The sequence below is a fragment of the Streptomyces sp. GC420 genome (genome assembly GCF_009916105.1).
Lineage (GTDB): Bacteria > Actinomycetota > Actinomycetes > Streptomycetales > Streptomycetaceae > Streptomyces.
Genome location: NZ_JAAAXQ010000171.1, coordinates 1 through 16,486, shown reverse-complemented (window position 1 = coordinate 16,486; position 16,486 = coordinate 1). Strand labels below are relative to the sequence as shown.

Here is a 16,486-nt window from a genome sequence, read left to right as displayed (position 1 = left end):
GCCACCGGTTCCAGTGCCGCGGTGAGTGTGCCGACGGTGGGGCGGGCTTCCGGTTCCTTGACCAGAAGGGAGGCCAGAACCGGGATCAGCGGGCCCGCCGCGGCCGGGAGTTCGGGCTCCTCGTAGAGCACGGCGTGCAAAGTGGCAAGCGTCGTGGGGCGGCTGAAGGGGGAGGTCCCCGCGACGGCGGCGCACAGTGTGGCTCCGAGGGACCACAGGTCGGAGGGCGGGCCCTGGGGACGGCCTCCGACCCGCTCGGGCGCCATGTAGTCGGGCGAGCCGATGAGCATGCCGGCCATGGTCAGCCCGCTCATGTCCTGGATCGCCGCGATCCCGAAGTCGGTGAGGACGACCCGCTCCCCCGGCCCGAGCAGCACATTGCCCGGCTTGATGTCCCGGTGCAGCACCCCGACCGCGTGCACCGCCCGCAGCGCCGCCGCGAGCGCGAGCCCGACCCTGGCCGCCTCACGCGGGGTCAGCGGGCCGTCCTCCGCCAGAACCCGTTCCAGGGAGCGCGCCTCGACGAGTTCCATGACGATCCACAGCCGGTCGCTCTCCTCCGCCACGTCGTAGACGCGTACGACATTCGGGTGGTCGATACGGGCCGTGGCCCTGGCCTCCCGGAGCGTCCGTTCACGGCGAATACGGGCGTCCTCCGCGCCGGAGTCGTCGATGCGCATTTCTTTGACGGCGACGCAGCGGTCGAGCATTTCGTCGGCCGCGCGCCACACCCGCCCCATTCCCCCCTGCCCAATTGGCTCGCCCAGCCGATAACGCCCCGCCACCAAAGTCCCCGGCATCAACGACACCCCCTCAGTCACCCCGTGACCTGCGCCGAAGCGTACAGAAAGCTTAACTTGCCATCATCACACCACAGTTGGGCGAAATCTTGTGGTACCTCTTCGAGTACCGCCGATTCGGACGCGCGAGGGGGACGGTTAATGCACGGCAATCACCAGGGGAAACGGACACGGCCATTGCGGCCCGCAATCGTGGCGGCAGCCGCATTCGCACTCACATTCCCGTTCGTCGCACAGGCGGCCGAACCGACTCCGGGGAGCAGCGCCGGGGGGTCGCCGGGACCGGGCGCACCGGCGGACATGAAGATCACCACGGAGTTGCCGGAGCGGATCTCCGTCGGCAACGAGGACGGCAGGACGGACATCACCGCGAAGGTGCTCAACAAGGGCACCGGGGCGAGCGGCCCGGTCACGCTCTCCGTCATCGGCTTCGAGGGCCTGACCGTCGAGAACGTCGAGGGCTGCGCCAAGATCCCGGGGGGCCGACTGCCCGAGGGGTCGAACAGCGGCTTCGCCTGTGCCGTCGGCGACCTGGCGGCGGGCGCGGACCGGTCGTTCGCGGTCCGGGCGCACTTCGACCTGGGCAGGACCGGCAGGATCTGCCTGCCGGTGACCGAGGGCACGAGCGAGAAGCTGCTCTGGCAGCAGGGCCCGGTCAACTTCGGTACGAACAACCCGACACCGAACGCGCCCGACACCCCCCTGCTGCTGGGCACGGAGAACGTCCCGTTCGGGCCGGGCGGCGACGGAGGCACTGACGGCAAGGACGGTGAGGACGGCAAGGGGCGTGAGGACGGCGGGAACGGCAAGGACGGCCACGACCGCGGGGAGTTGCCGAGGACCGGGGTGAGCGAACGGGCCACGGCGCTCGGCCTGTTCGGCGTGCTGCTGCTCGCCGTCGGCGGGGCCGGCGCGTGGTGGAGCACCCGCAGGCGCGGGACCTGAGCCGGACGACTGCCGCCGGACGCCCGGGGGCCCGCTCCGCACGGACGCGGAGCGGGCCCCCGACGTGTGCGCCCGGGCGGGCGCCGGACGGTTCAGCCGCGGCGGCCGATCAGCTTCCACGCGGCGGGCAGCGCGCCCATCGCCAGCGCCGCCTTCAGGGCGTCACCGATCAGGAACGGGGTCAGTCCGGCCGCGACGGCCTGACCGAGGGTCATACCGGTGGCCAGCGCCAGGTACGGCACGCCGACGGCGTAGATGACGGCGGAGCCCAGCACCATCGCCCCGGCCGTGCGCAGCACCGAGCGGTCGGCACCGCGGCGTGCGAGGGCACCGACCACGGTGGCGGCGAGGAGCATGCCGATGATGTAGCCGAAGGACGGCATCCCGTAGCCGGAGGTGCCCTCGGCGAACCAGGGCATGCCGGCGACGCCGGCCAGCGCGTAGACGGCGAGCGCGGCCATGCCGCGGCGTGCGCCGAGCGCGGTGCCGACGAGGAGGGCCGCGAAGGTCTGCCCGGTGACCGGCACCGGGGAGCCGGGGACCGGGACGGAGATCTGCGCGGCGATGCCGGTGAGGACGGCCCCGCCCGCCACCAGAGCGATGTCCCGGGTGCGGGACGCGGGCAGCAGGTCGGCGAGGACCGCGCCCGGGCGGGTCGTGGTGGCGGCAGCGGCGGTGCTCATGGGAACTCCACGTGAACGGTGACGGCGGGGGACACAGCGACGCTAACCCGGGGAACCCCGCTGGTCACCGTGAGTTCCGGCACAAGGCCTGAGCTGCGGCTTGGTCGGTTTCACACAAACAGGGCGGACTTCCCGGCAGTGCGCCGGCATACCACTACTGATCTGCACCGAGAACGCAGTTGCAAGTCACATGCAAGGCCCGCCTATTTGACCGCTCGCCTCCCTGGAGGGGAGGGGGATTCCTGGCTCAGGCTGCCTCCGGGAGCGGCGCTCCGGGAGGTCTTGTGCCCTCGGCGCCGGCCGGGGTCAGACCCGCCCGGACGAGCACACGCGTGCGGAGTTCCCGTCCCTGGGACAGACGGCTTCGCACGCGGTGCGGGTGGTAGGTGCGTCCGGGCAGCGGGAGTGCGTGCTTGGTTCTCGCTCCGCACTGCGCGCAGCCGGGCCTTCACCGGGCGGGCGGATGGAGGAAGGGCCCCCGCGAGGACCGGACTCGCGGTGGCCCTTCGGTGCGCGTACGGGTCTAGCCGAGGTTGTCGAAGGAAGGGCCGGCGTCCCTGGTGCGCTTCAGTTCGTAGAAGCCGGGGGTCGACGCGACGAGCAGCGTGCCGTCCCACAGTCGGCCCGCCGCCTCGCCCTGCGGGGCGGGAGTGACGACCGGGCCGAAGAAGGCGATCCGTTCGCCGTCCGATCCGGGGACGGCGATGACGGGCGTGCCGACGTCCTGGCCGACCAGGTCGATGCCCTCCTTGTGGGTGGCACGCAGTTCGGCGTCGAAGGTGTCGTCGTCCCAGTGGTCGAGCAGCTCGGCGGGGAGCCCGACCTCGGCCAGTGCTCCCGCGACCGCCTCCCTGGTCGGACCTTCGCCCCGGTTGTGGATGCGGGTGCCGAGCGCGGTGTAGAGGCCGCCGAGGATGTCCTCGCCGTGCTTCAGCCGTGCGGCGTTGACGACCCGGACCGGTCCCCAGGCCACGGTGCGCATCATCTCCTGGTACTGCTCGGGAAGCTCGTCGAGCTTGGGCTCGTTGAGCACGGCGAGGCTCATCAAATGCCAGCGCACCTCCACCGGACGCACCTTCTCGACCTCCAGCATCCAGCGGGAGGTCAGCCATGCCCACGGGCACAGGGGGTCGAACCAGAAGTCGGCGGGGGTCTTCTCGGACACGGTTCTCCTCATGACACGACGGTGAGCGGGTCGGTACTCGGAGCAAAACCGCCAGTTCGCCGCCGTCATTCCCGTGCGAGGATGCGAGGACGACCGTCGACGATGCGAGGAGTGCCTGTGCCCGGTGAGAATCTGACCCGCGAGGAGGCCCGTGAGCGGGCAGGACTGGTGTCCGTCGACGGGTACGACATCTCGCTCGACCTGCGGTCGGCGGTGGGTGAGGCGCCGGGTGAGGGCCCGCGCACCTTCCGCTCGGTGACGACCGTCAGGTTCCGCCGCACCGGTCCGGGAACCTCCACCTTCGCCGACCTCGTCGCGCCCTCGGTGAACTCCGTGGCGCTCAACGGGCGGCAGCTCGACCCGGCCCAGGTGTTCGACGGGGCGCGGATCATGCTGGACGGCCTGGCCGACGACAACGTTCTCGTCGTGGACGCGCAGTGCGCCTACAGCCGTACGGGGGAAGGGCTGCACCGCTTCGTCGACCCCGAGGACGGCGAGGTGTACCTCTACACCCAGTACGAACCGGCCGACGCGCGGCGGGTCTTCGCCAACTTCGAGCAGCCCGACCTGAAGGCGCCGTACCGCTTCGAGGTGACGGCCCCCGACGGGTGGACGGTGCTGAGCAACGGCACCGGCACGCTCGACGACGGGGTGTGGCGGTTCACCGAGACCAAGCCGATCTCCACGTACATCACGGCGGTCGTCGCCGGCCCGTACCACTACGTCACGGACGTGTACCGGCACACCCTGGAGGACGGCGGGACGCTGGAGGTGCCGCTGGGCGCGCTGTGCCGCAAGGGGCTGGCGCGGCACTTCGACGCCTCCGACGTCTTCGAGGTCACCAAGCAGGGCCTGGACTTCTTCCACGACCACTTCGACTACCCGTACCCCTTCGGGAAGTACGACCAGGCGTTCGTGCCGGAGTACAACATCGGCGCGATGGAGAACCCGGGCCTGGTCACCTTCCGCGAGGAGTTCGTCTTCCGGGGCAAGGTGACGCGCGCCTCGTACGAGCGCCGCGCGAACGTCATCCTGCACGAGATGGCCCACATGTGGTTCGGCGACCTCGTGACCATGCGGTGGTGGGACGACCTGTGGCTCAAGGAGTCCTTCGCGGACTTCATGGGGTCACTGTCCCTGGTGGAGGCGACCCGCTTCACCAACGGCTGGATCACCTTCGCCAACGGCCGCAAGGCTTGGGCGTACCGCGCGGACCAGCTGCCGTCGACGCATCCGATCACGGCGGACATCCACGATCTGGAAGACGCCAAGCTCAACTTCGACGGGATCACCTACGCCAAGGGCGCCTCGGTGCTCAAGCAGCTGGTGGCCTACGTCGGCCGGGAGGCGTTCCTGGAGGGCGCCCGGCGCTACTTCAAGCGGCACGCGTACGGCAACACCCGGCTCGACGACCTGCTGGCGGTCCTGGAGGAGACCTCGGGCCGCGACATGGCCTCCTGGTCGCGCTCCTGGCTGCAGACCGCCGGCGTCAACTCGCTCACGCCCGACGTCACCTACGACGCCGAGAACCGGATCGCCGAGTTCGCGGTGCTCCAGGGGGCTTCCGGGGACCACCCGGAACTCCGGCCGCACCGCGTCGCGGTCGGTCTCTACCGGCGCGAGGACGCGGACGGCACGCTGGTGCGCTACGCGCGCGCCGAGCTGGACGTGAGCGGACCGCGCACGGTCGTCGGGGAGCTGGCGGGAGCGGACCGGCCGGAGCTCGTCATCGTCAACGACGACGACCTGACCTACTGCAAGATCCGCTTCGACGAGGGGTCGCTCGACACCCTGCGGGCCCGCCTCGGCGAGGTGAGCGACCCGTTGGCGCGCGCGCTGTGCTGGTCGGCGCTGTGGAACCTGACCCGGGACGCACTGCTGCCGGCCCGCGACTTCCTCGCCCTCGCGGGGAGGTTCGCGGGCGCCGAGACCGACATCGGCGTACTGCAGAACGTACAGGCGTGGGCCCGTACCGCGCTCGAGCACTATGCCGCGCCCGGGTACCGCGCGGAAGGCGGGCGGCTGCTCGCCGAGGGCGCGCTGCGCGAGCTGCGGCTGGCCGAACCTGGCGGCGGGCACCAGCTCGCCTGGGCGCGGTTCTTCGCCGCGTGCGCCACGACGGAGTCCGACCTCCAGCTGCTCGCCGGGCTGCTGGCCGGCTCCGCCCGGATCGACGGCCTCGACGTGGACCAGGAGCTGCGCTGGACGTTCCTGGAGTCGCTGGCCGCGCACGGCACGGTGGACGAGACCGTGCTCGCCGCCGAACTGGCGCGGGACGACACCGCGTCCGGCAAGCGCCACCAGGTGCGCTGCCTGGCCGCCAGGCCCTCCGCCGAGGTCAAGGCGCGGGCGTGGGCGCAGGTCGTCGAGTCCGACGAGTTGTCGAACGCGCTGGTGGAGGCGACGATCTCGGGCTTCGACCAGCCGGGACAGCGGGAACTGCTGGCGCCGTACGCGCCCAGGTACTTCGAGGCGATCGAGCGGGTCTGGAGCGAGCGTTCGATCGAGATCGGCATGGCGGTGGTGCGCGGGCTGTTCCCCATCCTCCAGGGCGACAGGGCCACTCTGGACGCCGCGGACGCCTGGCTGGACGCCCACAAGGAGTCCGCGCCCGCGCTGCGCCGGCTCGTGCTGGAGTCCAGGGACGACCTCGCACGGGCGCTCAGGGCACAGGAGTGCGATGCCTCCGGCGCCGTCTGAGCGGGACGGCTCACCGTCCGGAAGCCGCTGAAGGCCCGCTGACCTGGGGCACCGGGACACGCCCGGTGCCCCTGATCGGCAATCGAACGCTTGCACTTTAGGACAGGCTTGTCCGCCTTTGTCGACGAGCGTGTAACAGCGGTTAGGGCACGGCTGCCGAACGGGAATCGGGGCCGCATGAACAATTCCCCCGCTCGCGGCGGCCGGCTCCGCACTCCGCCGGCCGGCCCCCGTCCGCCGTGTCACCCCTCGGAGATCCGGCGCCGCGTCCTGACCGCGGGGCAGCTGCGCGAGCACGGAGTCGGCGCCGCCCTCGCCGCCGCCCGCTGCCGGCCCGGCGGCCCCTGGCAGCAGCTCCTGCCCGGCGTCTACCTGCTCAGGCCGGGGCCGCCGACCGGTGAGGAACGGCTGCACGCCGCCCTGCTCTACGCGGCACGGCCGTCCCTCCGCGGCGGGGACAGCCCGCTGGTGCCGGGCCCGGCCGGCCCGGCCCGCGGGGTGTACGCCCCCCGCGGAAAGGCGGTGATCACCGGCGCGGCGGCGCTCGCCCTGCACGGACTGGGCGCCGCGCCCCCGCTGTCCGAACTGGACCGCATCGACCGCATCGACGTCCTGGTGCCCCGCACCCGCCGGCTGCGCTCCGCCGGCTTCGTGCGGCTGCTGCGCACCGAGGCGCTGCCGTACGCGCTGGAGGCCGGCGGGGTGCCGGCCGCGCCGGTGCCGCGCGCGGTGGCCGACACGGTGGCGCGGCTTGACGACGCGGTGACCGTGCGCCGGCTGCTGGCCGAGGCCGTGCGCGGCGGGTACTGCGAGGCCACCGCGGTCGTACGGGAGCTGCGGCGGGCACGGCTGCTCGGCCGCCCCCAGGTGGTGAACGCCGTGGACGCGCTGCTCGCCGAGGGGCGGGCCGTCGCCGAGGGGCGGCTCTACCGGATGGTGCGGGACTCCGGGCTGCCCGAGCCGCTGTGGAACGTCGGCCTGCGGCTGCCCGGCGGGCCGCACCTGGGCGGGGTGGACGCCTACTGGCCCGGTCGGTCGGTCGCGGTGGTGATCGACGCCAGGATGCCGCGGCGCGGCGAGAGCGGCGGCGTGCCGCCGCGGAGGGAGGAGGAGTCGTCAGGGCCGGGAACGGCCCGGCAGCGCGAGCATCTGGAGCGGCTGGGCATCACGGTGGTGCCCGTCACCCCGGTGGGGCTTCGCGATTGTCCCGAACAGCAGGCCACCGCCGTACGTACCGCACTGATGGCGGCGGCGGACCGGGATCCGGCAGCGCATGTCGTCGTACTGCCGCGTTAGCCGGGGGATTTCGCGGACAGGAGGGGAGAGGAGGAGCGGGCCCTGTCGGCGGGGCCCGCCCCTCCTTCCGTGTGGCTGAGCGTCTGGAGCAGGTTCGAAAGTGGCGTCGTCCGCCCGCAGCCGGACGGGACTTTCGAAACCCGCCCTACCCCTTCTTCAGCAGCAGTTCGGTGTTGCGGTCCCGCGCCGCGCCGGAGAGGACCCGGTCGGTGTCACGGGCGTTGTACGACAACTCGCGGTAGAGGGAGGCCAGGCCGGTCTGGGAGAGGTCGGTGTAGTCCGTGCTGTACGGGGCGCTTGCTTCGATCAGCGTGGTGAAGAGGGACAGCGTGCCGTCCTCGTTGTCGACGAGCTCGATCACCCTGGCGAGCTGCGGGTGGTCGACGTGGGAAGCGGTGGTGATCTCCCAGAAGGTGCCGTGCGGAGTGATCTCGTTGCGGTGGCTGTGGCCGTTGGCCCAGGCCCGGACGTTGCGGTGGCGCCCCAGCACGGCGAGCAGTTCCGCTCCTCCGTGACGGGTCTCGCCCGGCCTGGACGGGTCCTCGACGGGGTTGGTCATGCTGGCGCTGTAGTGGTGGCTGAAGACGATGACGTGGTCGTCCTGGTGCGCCTCGAGGGTGCGTTCGAGCCAGCGCAGCTGCGCGGTGCCGATGGAGCCGGTGTACTGGCCGCCCCTGTTGGTGGTGTCGAGGCTGATGCCGAGTACGTCGTCGGAGATCCGGAAGCTGTAGTGGAGGGTGCCCTCGTCCAGGTTGGCCCGGGTGTAGCCGTGGCCGGCGGGGCCGCCCGCGCGGCCCGCGTGGGCCGGGTCGAGGTGGGCCCGCACGTACTCCTCCACGGTGAAGGGCGCGCGGCGCTCGTCGGGCGTGACCCGGCGCATCTCGCGCCTGTGGGCGAGCAGCAGTTCCCGGATGCCCTTGCCCCTGGGGTCCTGACCCTTGCGCGAACCGCGCCAGACCCGCTCGGCGACGGACGCGGGCACGGTCTGGAGTTTGCGGTCGCCGACGGCGAACTCGGCGAAGAAGCCACCGGTGTCGGAGTAGACGCCGCCGCTCAGGTCGTCGTGGTTGCCGATGGTGGAGTACCACGGCAGCCGCAGGCCGGGGCTGTTGACCTGGCGCAGCGCGGCGGTGAGCAGGCCGTCGACGCGCGGGAAGCCGAGCCGCTTCTCGGTGTCGCGCAGTTCTTCCTCCGGGTGCCAGAACAGTGGCAGCCCGCTGTTCTGCACGCCCTCGTAGGCATGCGGGTCACCGCTGTTGGGTGTGATGCGGCCGCCGCTCATGGCGGTGAGGAACCAGTCGAGTTCCAGCCTGGAGTTGTTGTCGGTGTTGTCGCCCGTGGTCATCACGAAGGACAGCGGGGCGCCGGTGGCGGGCGCGGCGGGCAGCGCGTTGACGCGCTCGACCAGCGAGACGGCGCCGGCGACGGTGAGTGCCTCGTGCGGGCGCCAGGACCGGGGGGCGCCGGAGCGGAGGAACTCGTAACGCATCGGGTGCTGCACGTCGGTGATGTGCAGATCGGTGAGCTGGACGAAGGCGGTGAGGGTGCGGCGGCGGTCGGCGCGGCCGGACCTGGCGGGCGCCAACGCGTCCCGTACGACCCGGGGCCAGGCCGGGCCCTCGCCGAGCCTGCGGTAGCCGGAGCCGGATCCGCTGCGGGGAGTGGCGACGGTACGGAGTGTGGTGCCGTTGCTGAAGGGGGCGAGCGCCGGCTGTGGGCCGGGCCTCCGGGCGGCGGGCGGGGCGGTGGATGCGGCGGAGGCCCGGGCGGACGCGGTGGCCGTGGCCTCGCCGCCCCCGGCTCCGAGGGCGAAACCGAGCCCGGCGGCGGCGCCGGCGGCACCGGCAACGGCGAGGAAGGACCGGCGGTCGAGGGCGGCAGCAGAGCGTATGCGCGACATGGCGCGATCTCCCCGAGTGCGAACGCTTCGTCGGACGAACGGGGAACTCCCCGTTCCTCCTGGATCGTTGGCATCCGGGATGGCCTGCGCGTTAACGGTGCCGCAACGCGTGGCAGCGATCGCGCCGCATGGATCATCGCGACCGCAAACGTCCATCCACCGGCCGGCCACGGTCCCGTCCGCGCTCACCGCCGGTTCATGTCCCGGGGAAGCCGAGGGCTCCCCCGCGCGTCCCCGGCCCCGCGGCGGGCCGCGCCCCGGGATCCGCCGCTCACCGAGCCTGCCGGGACCGCTCGCACGGGGCGCCGGCGCGGGACGGACCCCGGGCACGGCCCGGCAAGACCCCTGCCGGACACCGACCCGCCCTGGTCGCGGGCCTTCCGGGGACCGGCCGGGCAGGCGGGTCACGCGCCGGGCACGCCCGCACGGAGCCCCGGCGCGGGCCGGACGCAGTGCCGGACACGGTTCGCCGGGAGTCGTCGGGACGGCGACCGCCCGGCGTTCCGGATCCGGCCGCGCCGGCGGGGACGACGCACCCGAGCGCGTGCCCCGGCGGCACGGGCCCGGCGCGGGCGGCGCGGGCGGTCGTCCTCAGCGCCGGGGCCGGCTCGCCGGGAGGCGTCGGGATGACGACCGCCCGGCGTTCCGGATCAGGGCCGGACCGCCCGGGTGCTCGGCCCGGCGGCGCGGGCCGGGTCGCCCTCAGGGCCGGGCCCGGTGCGGGTGACCGGCGACGGGACTCGGGGCGCCGGCCGCGGGGGTCAGGGCGTCGCGAGGTCTGCCCGGCCGTGGGACGGGCGGGTGCGCCACAGGCTCAGGCCCGTGTCGACCAGCGGGACCCGCCGGAGCCCCTCCACCTCGTCGAGGGAGTGTCAGGCGGCGAGGTCGGTGGAGCCGCCCACTTCGGGGCGCAGTTCGCCGCCGGTGATCCGGCCGTCGTAGAGGACCCGTATGGCGTGGTGGTCGGCGACGACGCCGAGCCGGCGCGGGATCTCGCGACGTACGGAGTCCACCCCGAGCAACCCCTCGACATGTATCGCGTATCCCGTCTCCTCCTCCACCTCCCGGATCACGGCGTCGTAGGGGTGTTCCCCGTGTTCGACGCCGCCGCCCGGCAGGATCCACTGCGGGGCTCCGTCCTTCGGCACCCACCGGGCGAGCAGAATCCGGTCTTCCCTGACGCATACGGCGTAGGCCGCCACCCTCAACTCCTTGTGCACCCCGTGACGTTAGCGTGGCGGGACCGGGTTGGCCGGTGAGTATCGCGGCCCGGTCCAGCGCAGCGGGCTCGCCGCGGGGACCTCCACGGCCTCGGTGATCCGGAAGCGGACGGTTCTGCCGCCGTCCGCGGTGAAGTCCGTGCGGGCGGTGCCGGTGAGCTGGAGCGTGGTGCCGCCGGTCCAGTCGACGAACAGCAGCCCCGCACGCGGGTCGGTCCGCAGGTTGCCCAGGGTGAGGAACATGGCGTTGCCCGGGTAGTCGGGCCAGCTCAGTTCGTTCGGCGAATGGACTTCCACGAAGCCGGGGTTGCCGCCGCGGTGGCTGACGTCCACGCCGTCACCCGCCGCGGTGGCGACGAAGAAGGTGTCGGCCTCGGCGACTGCCCGCCGCTGCGCCGCGTCCAGCCGCGGGGAGTGCCGCGCGGGCCCGGGCGCCGGGAGCTCGGCCTCCGCGGGCATCAGTTCGCGGTGCTGAAGGTACTTGGGGCAGTTGGCGAAGACCTCCCCGGCCGTGACGGTGAAGCCGCGTGCGCCGGGCGCGGCCGTCCCGTTGAGCCGCATCCGGCGCCGGGTGCGCGGGTCGAGCGCGATCGTGCCGACCGGGGTCTCGTCCTCGGCGAGGACGGCGGCGAGCGGGTCCCCGGCGACCGGGACCGCGCCCACCGAGACCGTCCGCGGACCGGTGGCCCGTACGAATCCGGGTTCGCCCGTCAGCAGGGAGGCCCACAGCCGGCCGCCGCGGTCCGCCGCGCCCACCACCAGCATCGGCTGGAGACCGAGGAAGGCGGCGGCGACCGGTTTGATGCCCCGGCCGATCGAACGGCCCACGTGATCGGCGAGTTCACGGACTCCGACGCGTTCCTGCACGGCGCGCGAGCCCTCGTGGTACGGATCCACCGGTCTCCTCCTAGAAAAAGCCGCAGGTCGGTGCGGCGCCCGCGGGCGCGGGTGCGCCCTGGGCGCCGTGCGGGGCGGAGATCTCCAGCCGGGTGCCGTCCGGGTCGCGGAAGAAGATCCCGCCGGACGCGGCGCCCTCGTGATGGGCGACCACGCCCTCGTGGACGAATTCGACGCCGAGGGCGCGCAGCGCGCTCTCGGCCTCCCGCACCTGCTCGATGCCGTCCACCTCGAAGGCGAGGTGGTGCAGTCCGGCGAGCCCGGGAGCATAGCTCCCCTCGGCCTGCTGCCACAGCGTGAGGACGAGCCTGCCGTCCCGGCCGAGGAAGGCGAAGCGCCGGCCGTCCTCCTTGCCCTCGCCGAGGGTCTGGAAGCCGAGGGCGTCCCGGTAGAAGGCGAGCGACCTGTCGAGGTCGGTGACGTTCAGGCCGATATGGCCGGTCCGCAGTGCTCCGGCAGTCGTCATGGTGTGTGTCCCTCTCCTGCTTCTTGCCCGCTGAGCGGATCCGCCGGCGGAGTCCGCCGGCGGATCGGCGGTGGTGTGCGCCGGCAGGACCGCCCGGCGTCTCTAACCTCTCATTACGACTTTAAAGGTTAGCTGATCCAGGCGTCAACCCCTCACGTACCCTTGAGTGGTTAGCCCTTCCCGAAGGAGACCGCACATGCCCGCCGACCCCCGGCCGCTCACCGGCGAGCCCCTCTCCCTCGACCTGCTCAACACCCGCTGGGTGCGGGACGGCGAGCCGCGCGACCTGCTCACGGACACCGAAGGGCTGGGCGTCTGGCTCGCGGCGAACGGCCTCGACTCCCGCTTCACCGCGGACGAGCCCACGCTGGAGCGGCTGCGCCGGACCCGCGAGGCGCTGCTCGCCGTCGTCGAACGGCCGGACGACGCGGCCGCCGCCCGGCGCCTCGACGCCGTACTCGACCAGGGACGCATTCGCGCCACCCTCGGCCCCCGGGGGGTGGGCGAGGAGACCGAGTTCGCCGATCCCGCCTGGGGCCCCGGCTGGACCGCCGCCTACGACTACCTCCGGCTGCTGCGCACCGCGCCCGACCGGATCAGGGCGTGCGCCCACGAGGCCTGCGTCCTGCACTTCTTCGACACCTCGCGGAACGGCACGCGGCGCTGGTGCTCGATGGCGGCGTGCGGGAACCGCGCCAAGGCGTCCCGACACTACGCGCGTAGCCGCGAGGCGTGAGGGCCACCGCGAAGAGCTCGTAACGTATGTGTTTCGGCTACCGGCCCACGACGCCCGGTACGCGCCGATTCACCCGTTGTGCGGCTGGCGCAAGTGCGCCATGTCTTACTTCCGCCACCGACAACTCTCCCCATAAAGCTGTCACTTACGTAAAAGTCGTCGGTCATCCGGCCCCGTTCTCCGGCACCAACGGAAAACACGGAGCCACCGGATCCCCCACCTACGAAAACTGGGATGCTGATGACCCTCGACCCCCAGCGCGCTCCCATATCCGGAGCGAGACGCGCGGCTCGCATCGCGGTCGCCGCGGGTCTGGTGGCCGCGCTCTCCGCGGCCGGCCCGATCCCCGTGGCCTTCGCCGCGGCCGCCGACGACCCGGCGCCCGCACCCGCGGGGCCCGTGAAGTCCGCCGACGAGAAGCTCGGTTCCGACGACGCGGAACTGCTCGCCGAGGCCAAGGCCGACGGCGACAAGAACATCACCTTCATGGTGGCGACGACGCCCGGCAAGACCGAGCAGGTCGCCGAGCAGCTCGACGCCGTCGACGGCGGTCTGGTCAGCAAGACCATCGACAAGCTCGGCTACATCCGCGCCACCGTCCCCACCGCCAAGGCCGACAAGACCATCGAGGCCGCCCAGAAGCTCTCCTCCGTCCAGGCGATCGACCTCAAGCAGGAGATCGTGCTGGACGACCCGACCCCGGCGGCCGACACGGCCAAGGGTGCGGGCACCGCCGCGGAGGGGACCTACCCCGCGCCGGGCAAGAACACCCCCGCGAAGAACCCGTACAACCCGTCCTTCGAGACCGGTTCGGTGGACTTCGTCAAGGAGCACCCGAAGTACGACGGCCGCGGCATCACCATCGGCATCCTCGACTCCGGTGTCGACCTGGCCCACCCGTCGCTGCAGAAGACCACCACCGGCGAGCGCAAGATCGTCGACTGGGTCACCGCCACCGACCCGGTCTCCGACGGCGACGGCACCTGGCGGCGGATGACCACCTCCGTCTCCGGCCCGAACTTCACCATCACCACCGCGAGCCAGGGCACCGAGAAGTTCACCGCCCCCGCGGGCAGCTACAAGTTCAACTACTTCTCCGAGGCGGCAACCACCGGCGGCGACATGGCCGGTGACATGAACCGCGACGGCGACACCACGGACGTCTGGGGCGTGCTCTACGACGCCGCCGCCGGCACGATGACCGTCGACCTGGACGACGACCTCGACTTCACCGACGAAGAGGCGATGAAGCCGTACAAGGACGGCTTCCAGGTGGGCTACTTCGGCACGGACGACCCGTCCACCGAGGTCGCCGAGCGCATCCCGTTCGTCGCCGAGATCCGCAAGGACGTCGTCTACAACGCGTCCGGCGCCAAGGCCGACTACGTCAACATCGGCGTCATCGAGAGCGAACACGGCACCCACGTGGCCGGCATCACGGCCGCCAACAGCCTCTTCGGCGGGAAGATGAACGGCCAGGCGCCCGGCGCCAAGCTGGTCTCCTCCCGCGCCTGCACCTGGTCCGGCGGCTGCACCAACATCGCCCTCACCGAGGGCATGGCCGACCTGGTCATCAACCGCGGCGTGGACATCGTCAACATGTCCATCGGCGGTCTGCCGGCGCTGAACGACGGCAACAACGCGCGCGCCGCGCTCTACACGCGCCTCATCGACGACTACGGCGTGCAGCTGGTGGTCTCGGCGGGCAACTCCGGTCCCGGCACCAACACGATCGGCGACCCCTCGCTCGCCGACAAGGTGCTCTCCGTGGGCGCGACCGTCTCCAGGGAGACCTGGGCCTCCAACTACGGCTCCATCGTGAAGAAGTCGTACGCGATGATGCCTTTCTCCTCGCGCGGTCCGCGTGAGGACGGCGGCTTCACCCCGACGATCTCCGCGCCCGGCGCGGCGATCAACACCATCCAGACCTGGCTGCCGGGCGCCCCGGTCGCCGAGGCGGGCTACAGCCTCCCGGCCGGCTACGGCATGCTGCAGGGCACCTCGATGGCCTCCCCGCAGGCCGCCGGCGCCTCCGCGCTGCTGCTGTCCGCCGCGAAGGCCAAGGGCATCGACCTGACCCCGGCCACGCTGCGCACCGCGCTGACCAGCACCGCCGACCACATCAGCGGCTTCCAGGCCTACGAAGAGGGTGCCGGCCTGGTGAACGTGCCCGACGCGTGGGAGTCCGTCCTCGACGGCGCCACCGCCCACGAGTACACGGTCAAGGCCCCGGTCGACACCGCGATCGAGGAGTACCTCAAGGAGCCGGGCTTCGGCACCGGCGTCTACGACCGCGAGGGCGGCCTGAAGGCCGGTCAGAAGAAGACGTACGAGGTCACCGTCACCCGTACGACCGGTCCTGACCGGGCCGTGCGCCACGAGCTGGAGCTGGAGAACAACTCCGGCGACACCTTCGACATCGTGGGCCCGGACGAGATCAGCCTCGGCCTGAACCAGCCGGTCACGGTGAAGATCGCCGCGAAGCCCCGGTCCGCCGGCATCCGCACCGCGATCCTGGAGCTCGACGACCCGCGCACCGAGGGCGTCGACAAGCAGATCCTCAACACGGTCGTCGTGTCCCAGGACCTGACCGCCGGCTCGCACGCCTTCTCCACGTCGGGCACCTCCGTGCGCAACCTGACGAAGTCCTACTTCGTCACGGTCCCCGAGGGCGCCAAGACCCTCGAGGTCGCGATCGGCGGACTGGCGGACAAGAGCCAGACCCGGTTCATCGCCATCCACCCGTACGGCGTTCCGGTCGACCCGACCTCCACGCCGAACTGCTACAACAACTACCTCGACGGCAACGGCTGCCGCCCGGACGTGCGTTCCTACGCGAACCCGCAGCCGGGCGTGTGGGAGATCGAGGTCGAGTCGCGCCGTACGTCGCCGCTGCTGTACAACCCGTACAAGCTCGACGTCTCGGTGCTCGGCGCCGACTTCGACCCGGCCGTGAAGACGGTCGACGAGGCGAAGATCGGCACCCCCGCCGACGTGGACTGGACCGTCACCAACGAGTTCGCCGCCATCGACGGCAAGCTCAAGGGCGGCCCGCTCGGCTCCTCGAAGTCGGCCCGCCCGACCATCGCCGACGGCGTGGCGCAGGAGTACACGCTGACCGTGGGCGAGGGCGCCGAGCGCCTCGACGTGGCAATCGGCAATGTCTCCGACCCGTCCGCCGACCTCGACCTGACGGTCTACGACGAGAACGGCGATGAGGTCGCCCAGGACGCCGACGGCGACTCGGAGGAGTCCGTGAGCCTCACCGCGCCGGCCGCCGGCACGTACACCATCAAGGTGTACGCCTACTCGGTCCCGTCCGGCAGCACGGACTACGACTACCTGGACGTCTTCTTCGACCCCGCCCTCGGTGAGGTCGAGGTCGACGACTCGGCGGCCGTGAAGCTGGCCAAGGGCGAGTCGGCCGAGGTCGCCGCCCAGGTCATCGTCAACAGCCCGGCTCCCGAGGGGCGTCAGTTCTTCGGCGAGGTCCAGCTCGTGAACGCCCGCGGCACCGCGGCGGGCGCCGGCAGCGTCCAGATCCAGAAGGTCACCGAGTGAGGTGACCGGCCGATCACGCTGTAGTTGATCGCGCCCTACCGGTCCACACCCCAGGCCGGTAACGGCGACGAGCAAGGGGCGGGTGCTCCCCCAGACGCCCGCCCCTTTCTCATGCCC

Annotated in this window: 11 protein-coding genes and 2 pseudogenes; 5 read left to right on the top strand and 8 right to left on the bottom strand. The window is 72.1% G+C overall.

Annotated elements, in window-relative coordinates; all coding sequences use genetic code 11:
* Positions 1-740 (bottom strand): serine/threonine-protein kinase (locus GUY61_RS21095; RefSeq protein ID WP_243766624.1); only part of this gene is annotated, 740 nt, incomplete at its 3' end.
* Positions 741-1,100: 360 nt separating this feature from the next.
* Between GUY61_RS21095 and GUY61_RS21090 the strand changes: the two genes are divergently transcribed.
* On the top strand, positions 1,101-1,745 hold the full coding sequence (locus GUY61_RS21090; RefSeq protein WP_243766623.1) for an LPXTG cell wall anchor domain-containing protein: 645 nt from the start codon (positions 1,101-1,103) through the stop codon (positions 1,743-1,745).
* A gap of 92 nt (positions 1,746-1,837) precedes the next feature.
* Here GUY61_RS21090 and GUY61_RS21085 read toward each other — a convergent pair whose 3' ends face one another.
* The 3 genes and pseudogenes from GUY61_RS21085 to GUY61_RS21075 all read right to left on the bottom strand — a co-directional run bounded on the left by GUY61_RS21085 (position 1,838) and on the right by GUY61_RS21075 (position 3,605).
* On the bottom strand, positions 1,838-2,428 hold the full coding sequence (locus GUY61_RS21085; RefSeq protein WP_166631778.1) for a biotin transporter BioY: 591 nt from the start codon (positions 2,426-2,428) through the stop codon (positions 1,838-1,840).
* Between the two features lie 247 nt (positions 2,429-2,675).
* Positions 2,676-2,867: pseudogene (locus GUY61_RS40330) on the bottom strand (RNA-guided endonuclease TnpB family protein); the annotation flags it as partial.
* Positions 2,868-2,951: 84 nt separating this feature from the next.
* Positions 2,952-3,605 (bottom strand): DsbA family protein, encoded by a 654-nt coding sequence (locus tag GUY61_RS21075; protein ID WP_166631777.1) that lies wholly within the window; start codon positions 3,603-3,605, stop codon positions 2,952-2,954.
* A 105-nt stretch (positions 3,606-3,710) separates the two neighbouring features.
* Here GUY61_RS21075 and pepN point away from each other — a divergent pair, with 105 nt between their 5' ends.
* Together pepN and GUY61_RS21065 are read left to right on the top strand one after the other, a co-directional pair.
* On the top strand, positions 3,711-6,293 hold the full coding sequence (gene pepN, locus GUY61_RS21070; RefSeq protein ID WP_166631776.1) for an aminopeptidase N: 2,583 nt from the start codon (positions 3,711-3,713) through the stop codon (positions 6,291-6,293).
* Between the two features lie 177 nt (positions 6,294-6,470).
* Complete coding sequence (locus GUY61_RS21065; protein ID WP_243766622.1) at positions 6,471-7,589, top strand: hypothetical protein; 1,119 nt, start codon at positions 6,471-6,473, stop codon at positions 7,587-7,589.
* 145 nt (positions 7,590-7,734) lie between these two features.
* On the opposite strand, the gene GUY61_RS21060 is transcribed toward GUY61_RS21065, so the two are convergent.
* The 4 genes and pseudogenes from GUY61_RS21060 to GUY61_RS21045 all read right to left on the bottom strand — a co-directional run bounded on the left by GUY61_RS21060 (position 7,735) and on the right by GUY61_RS21045 (position 12,072).
* A complete protein-coding gene (locus GUY61_RS21060) occupies positions 7,735-9,489 on the bottom strand; it encodes a TIGR03767 family metallophosphoesterase (RefSeq protein WP_166631774.1) in 1,755 nt (584 codons plus the stop codon).
* Between the two features lie 761 nt (positions 9,490-10,250).
* Positions 10,251-10,709: pseudogene (locus GUY61_RS21055) on the bottom strand (NUDIX hydrolase).
* A 9-nt stretch (positions 10,710-10,718) separates the two neighbouring features.
* A complete protein-coding gene (locus GUY61_RS21050; RefSeq protein WP_166631773.1) occupies positions 10,719-11,606 on the bottom strand; it encodes a pyridoxamine 5'-phosphate oxidase family protein in 888 nt (295 codons plus the stop codon).
* 10 nt (positions 11,607-11,616) lie between these two features.
* Positions 11,617-12,072 carry a VOC family protein gene (locus tag GUY61_RS21045; protein ID WP_166631772.1) on the bottom strand — a complete coding sequence of 152 codons (456 nt, stop codon included), beginning with the start codon at positions 12,070-12,072 and terminating at the stop codon, positions 11,617-11,619.
* A gap of 196 nt (positions 12,073-12,268) precedes the next feature.
* On the opposite strand from GUY61_RS21045, the gene GUY61_RS21040 reads away from it, so the two are divergent.
* Positions 12,269-12,808 carry a CGNR zinc finger domain-containing protein gene (locus tag GUY61_RS21040; protein WP_166631771.1) on the top strand — a complete coding sequence of 180 codons (540 nt, stop codon included), beginning with the start codon at positions 12,269-12,271 and terminating at the stop codon, positions 12,806-12,808.
* 240 nt (positions 12,809-13,048) lie between these two features.
* The gene (locus GUY61_RS21035) at positions 13,049-16,369 is read left to right on the top strand and encodes a S8 family serine peptidase (protein ID WP_166631781.1); all 3,321 of its coding nucleotides are present in this window, start codon (positions 13,049-13,051) and stop codon (positions 16,367-16,369) included.
* The last annotated feature ends 117 nt before the right edge of the window (positions 16,370-16,486 follow it).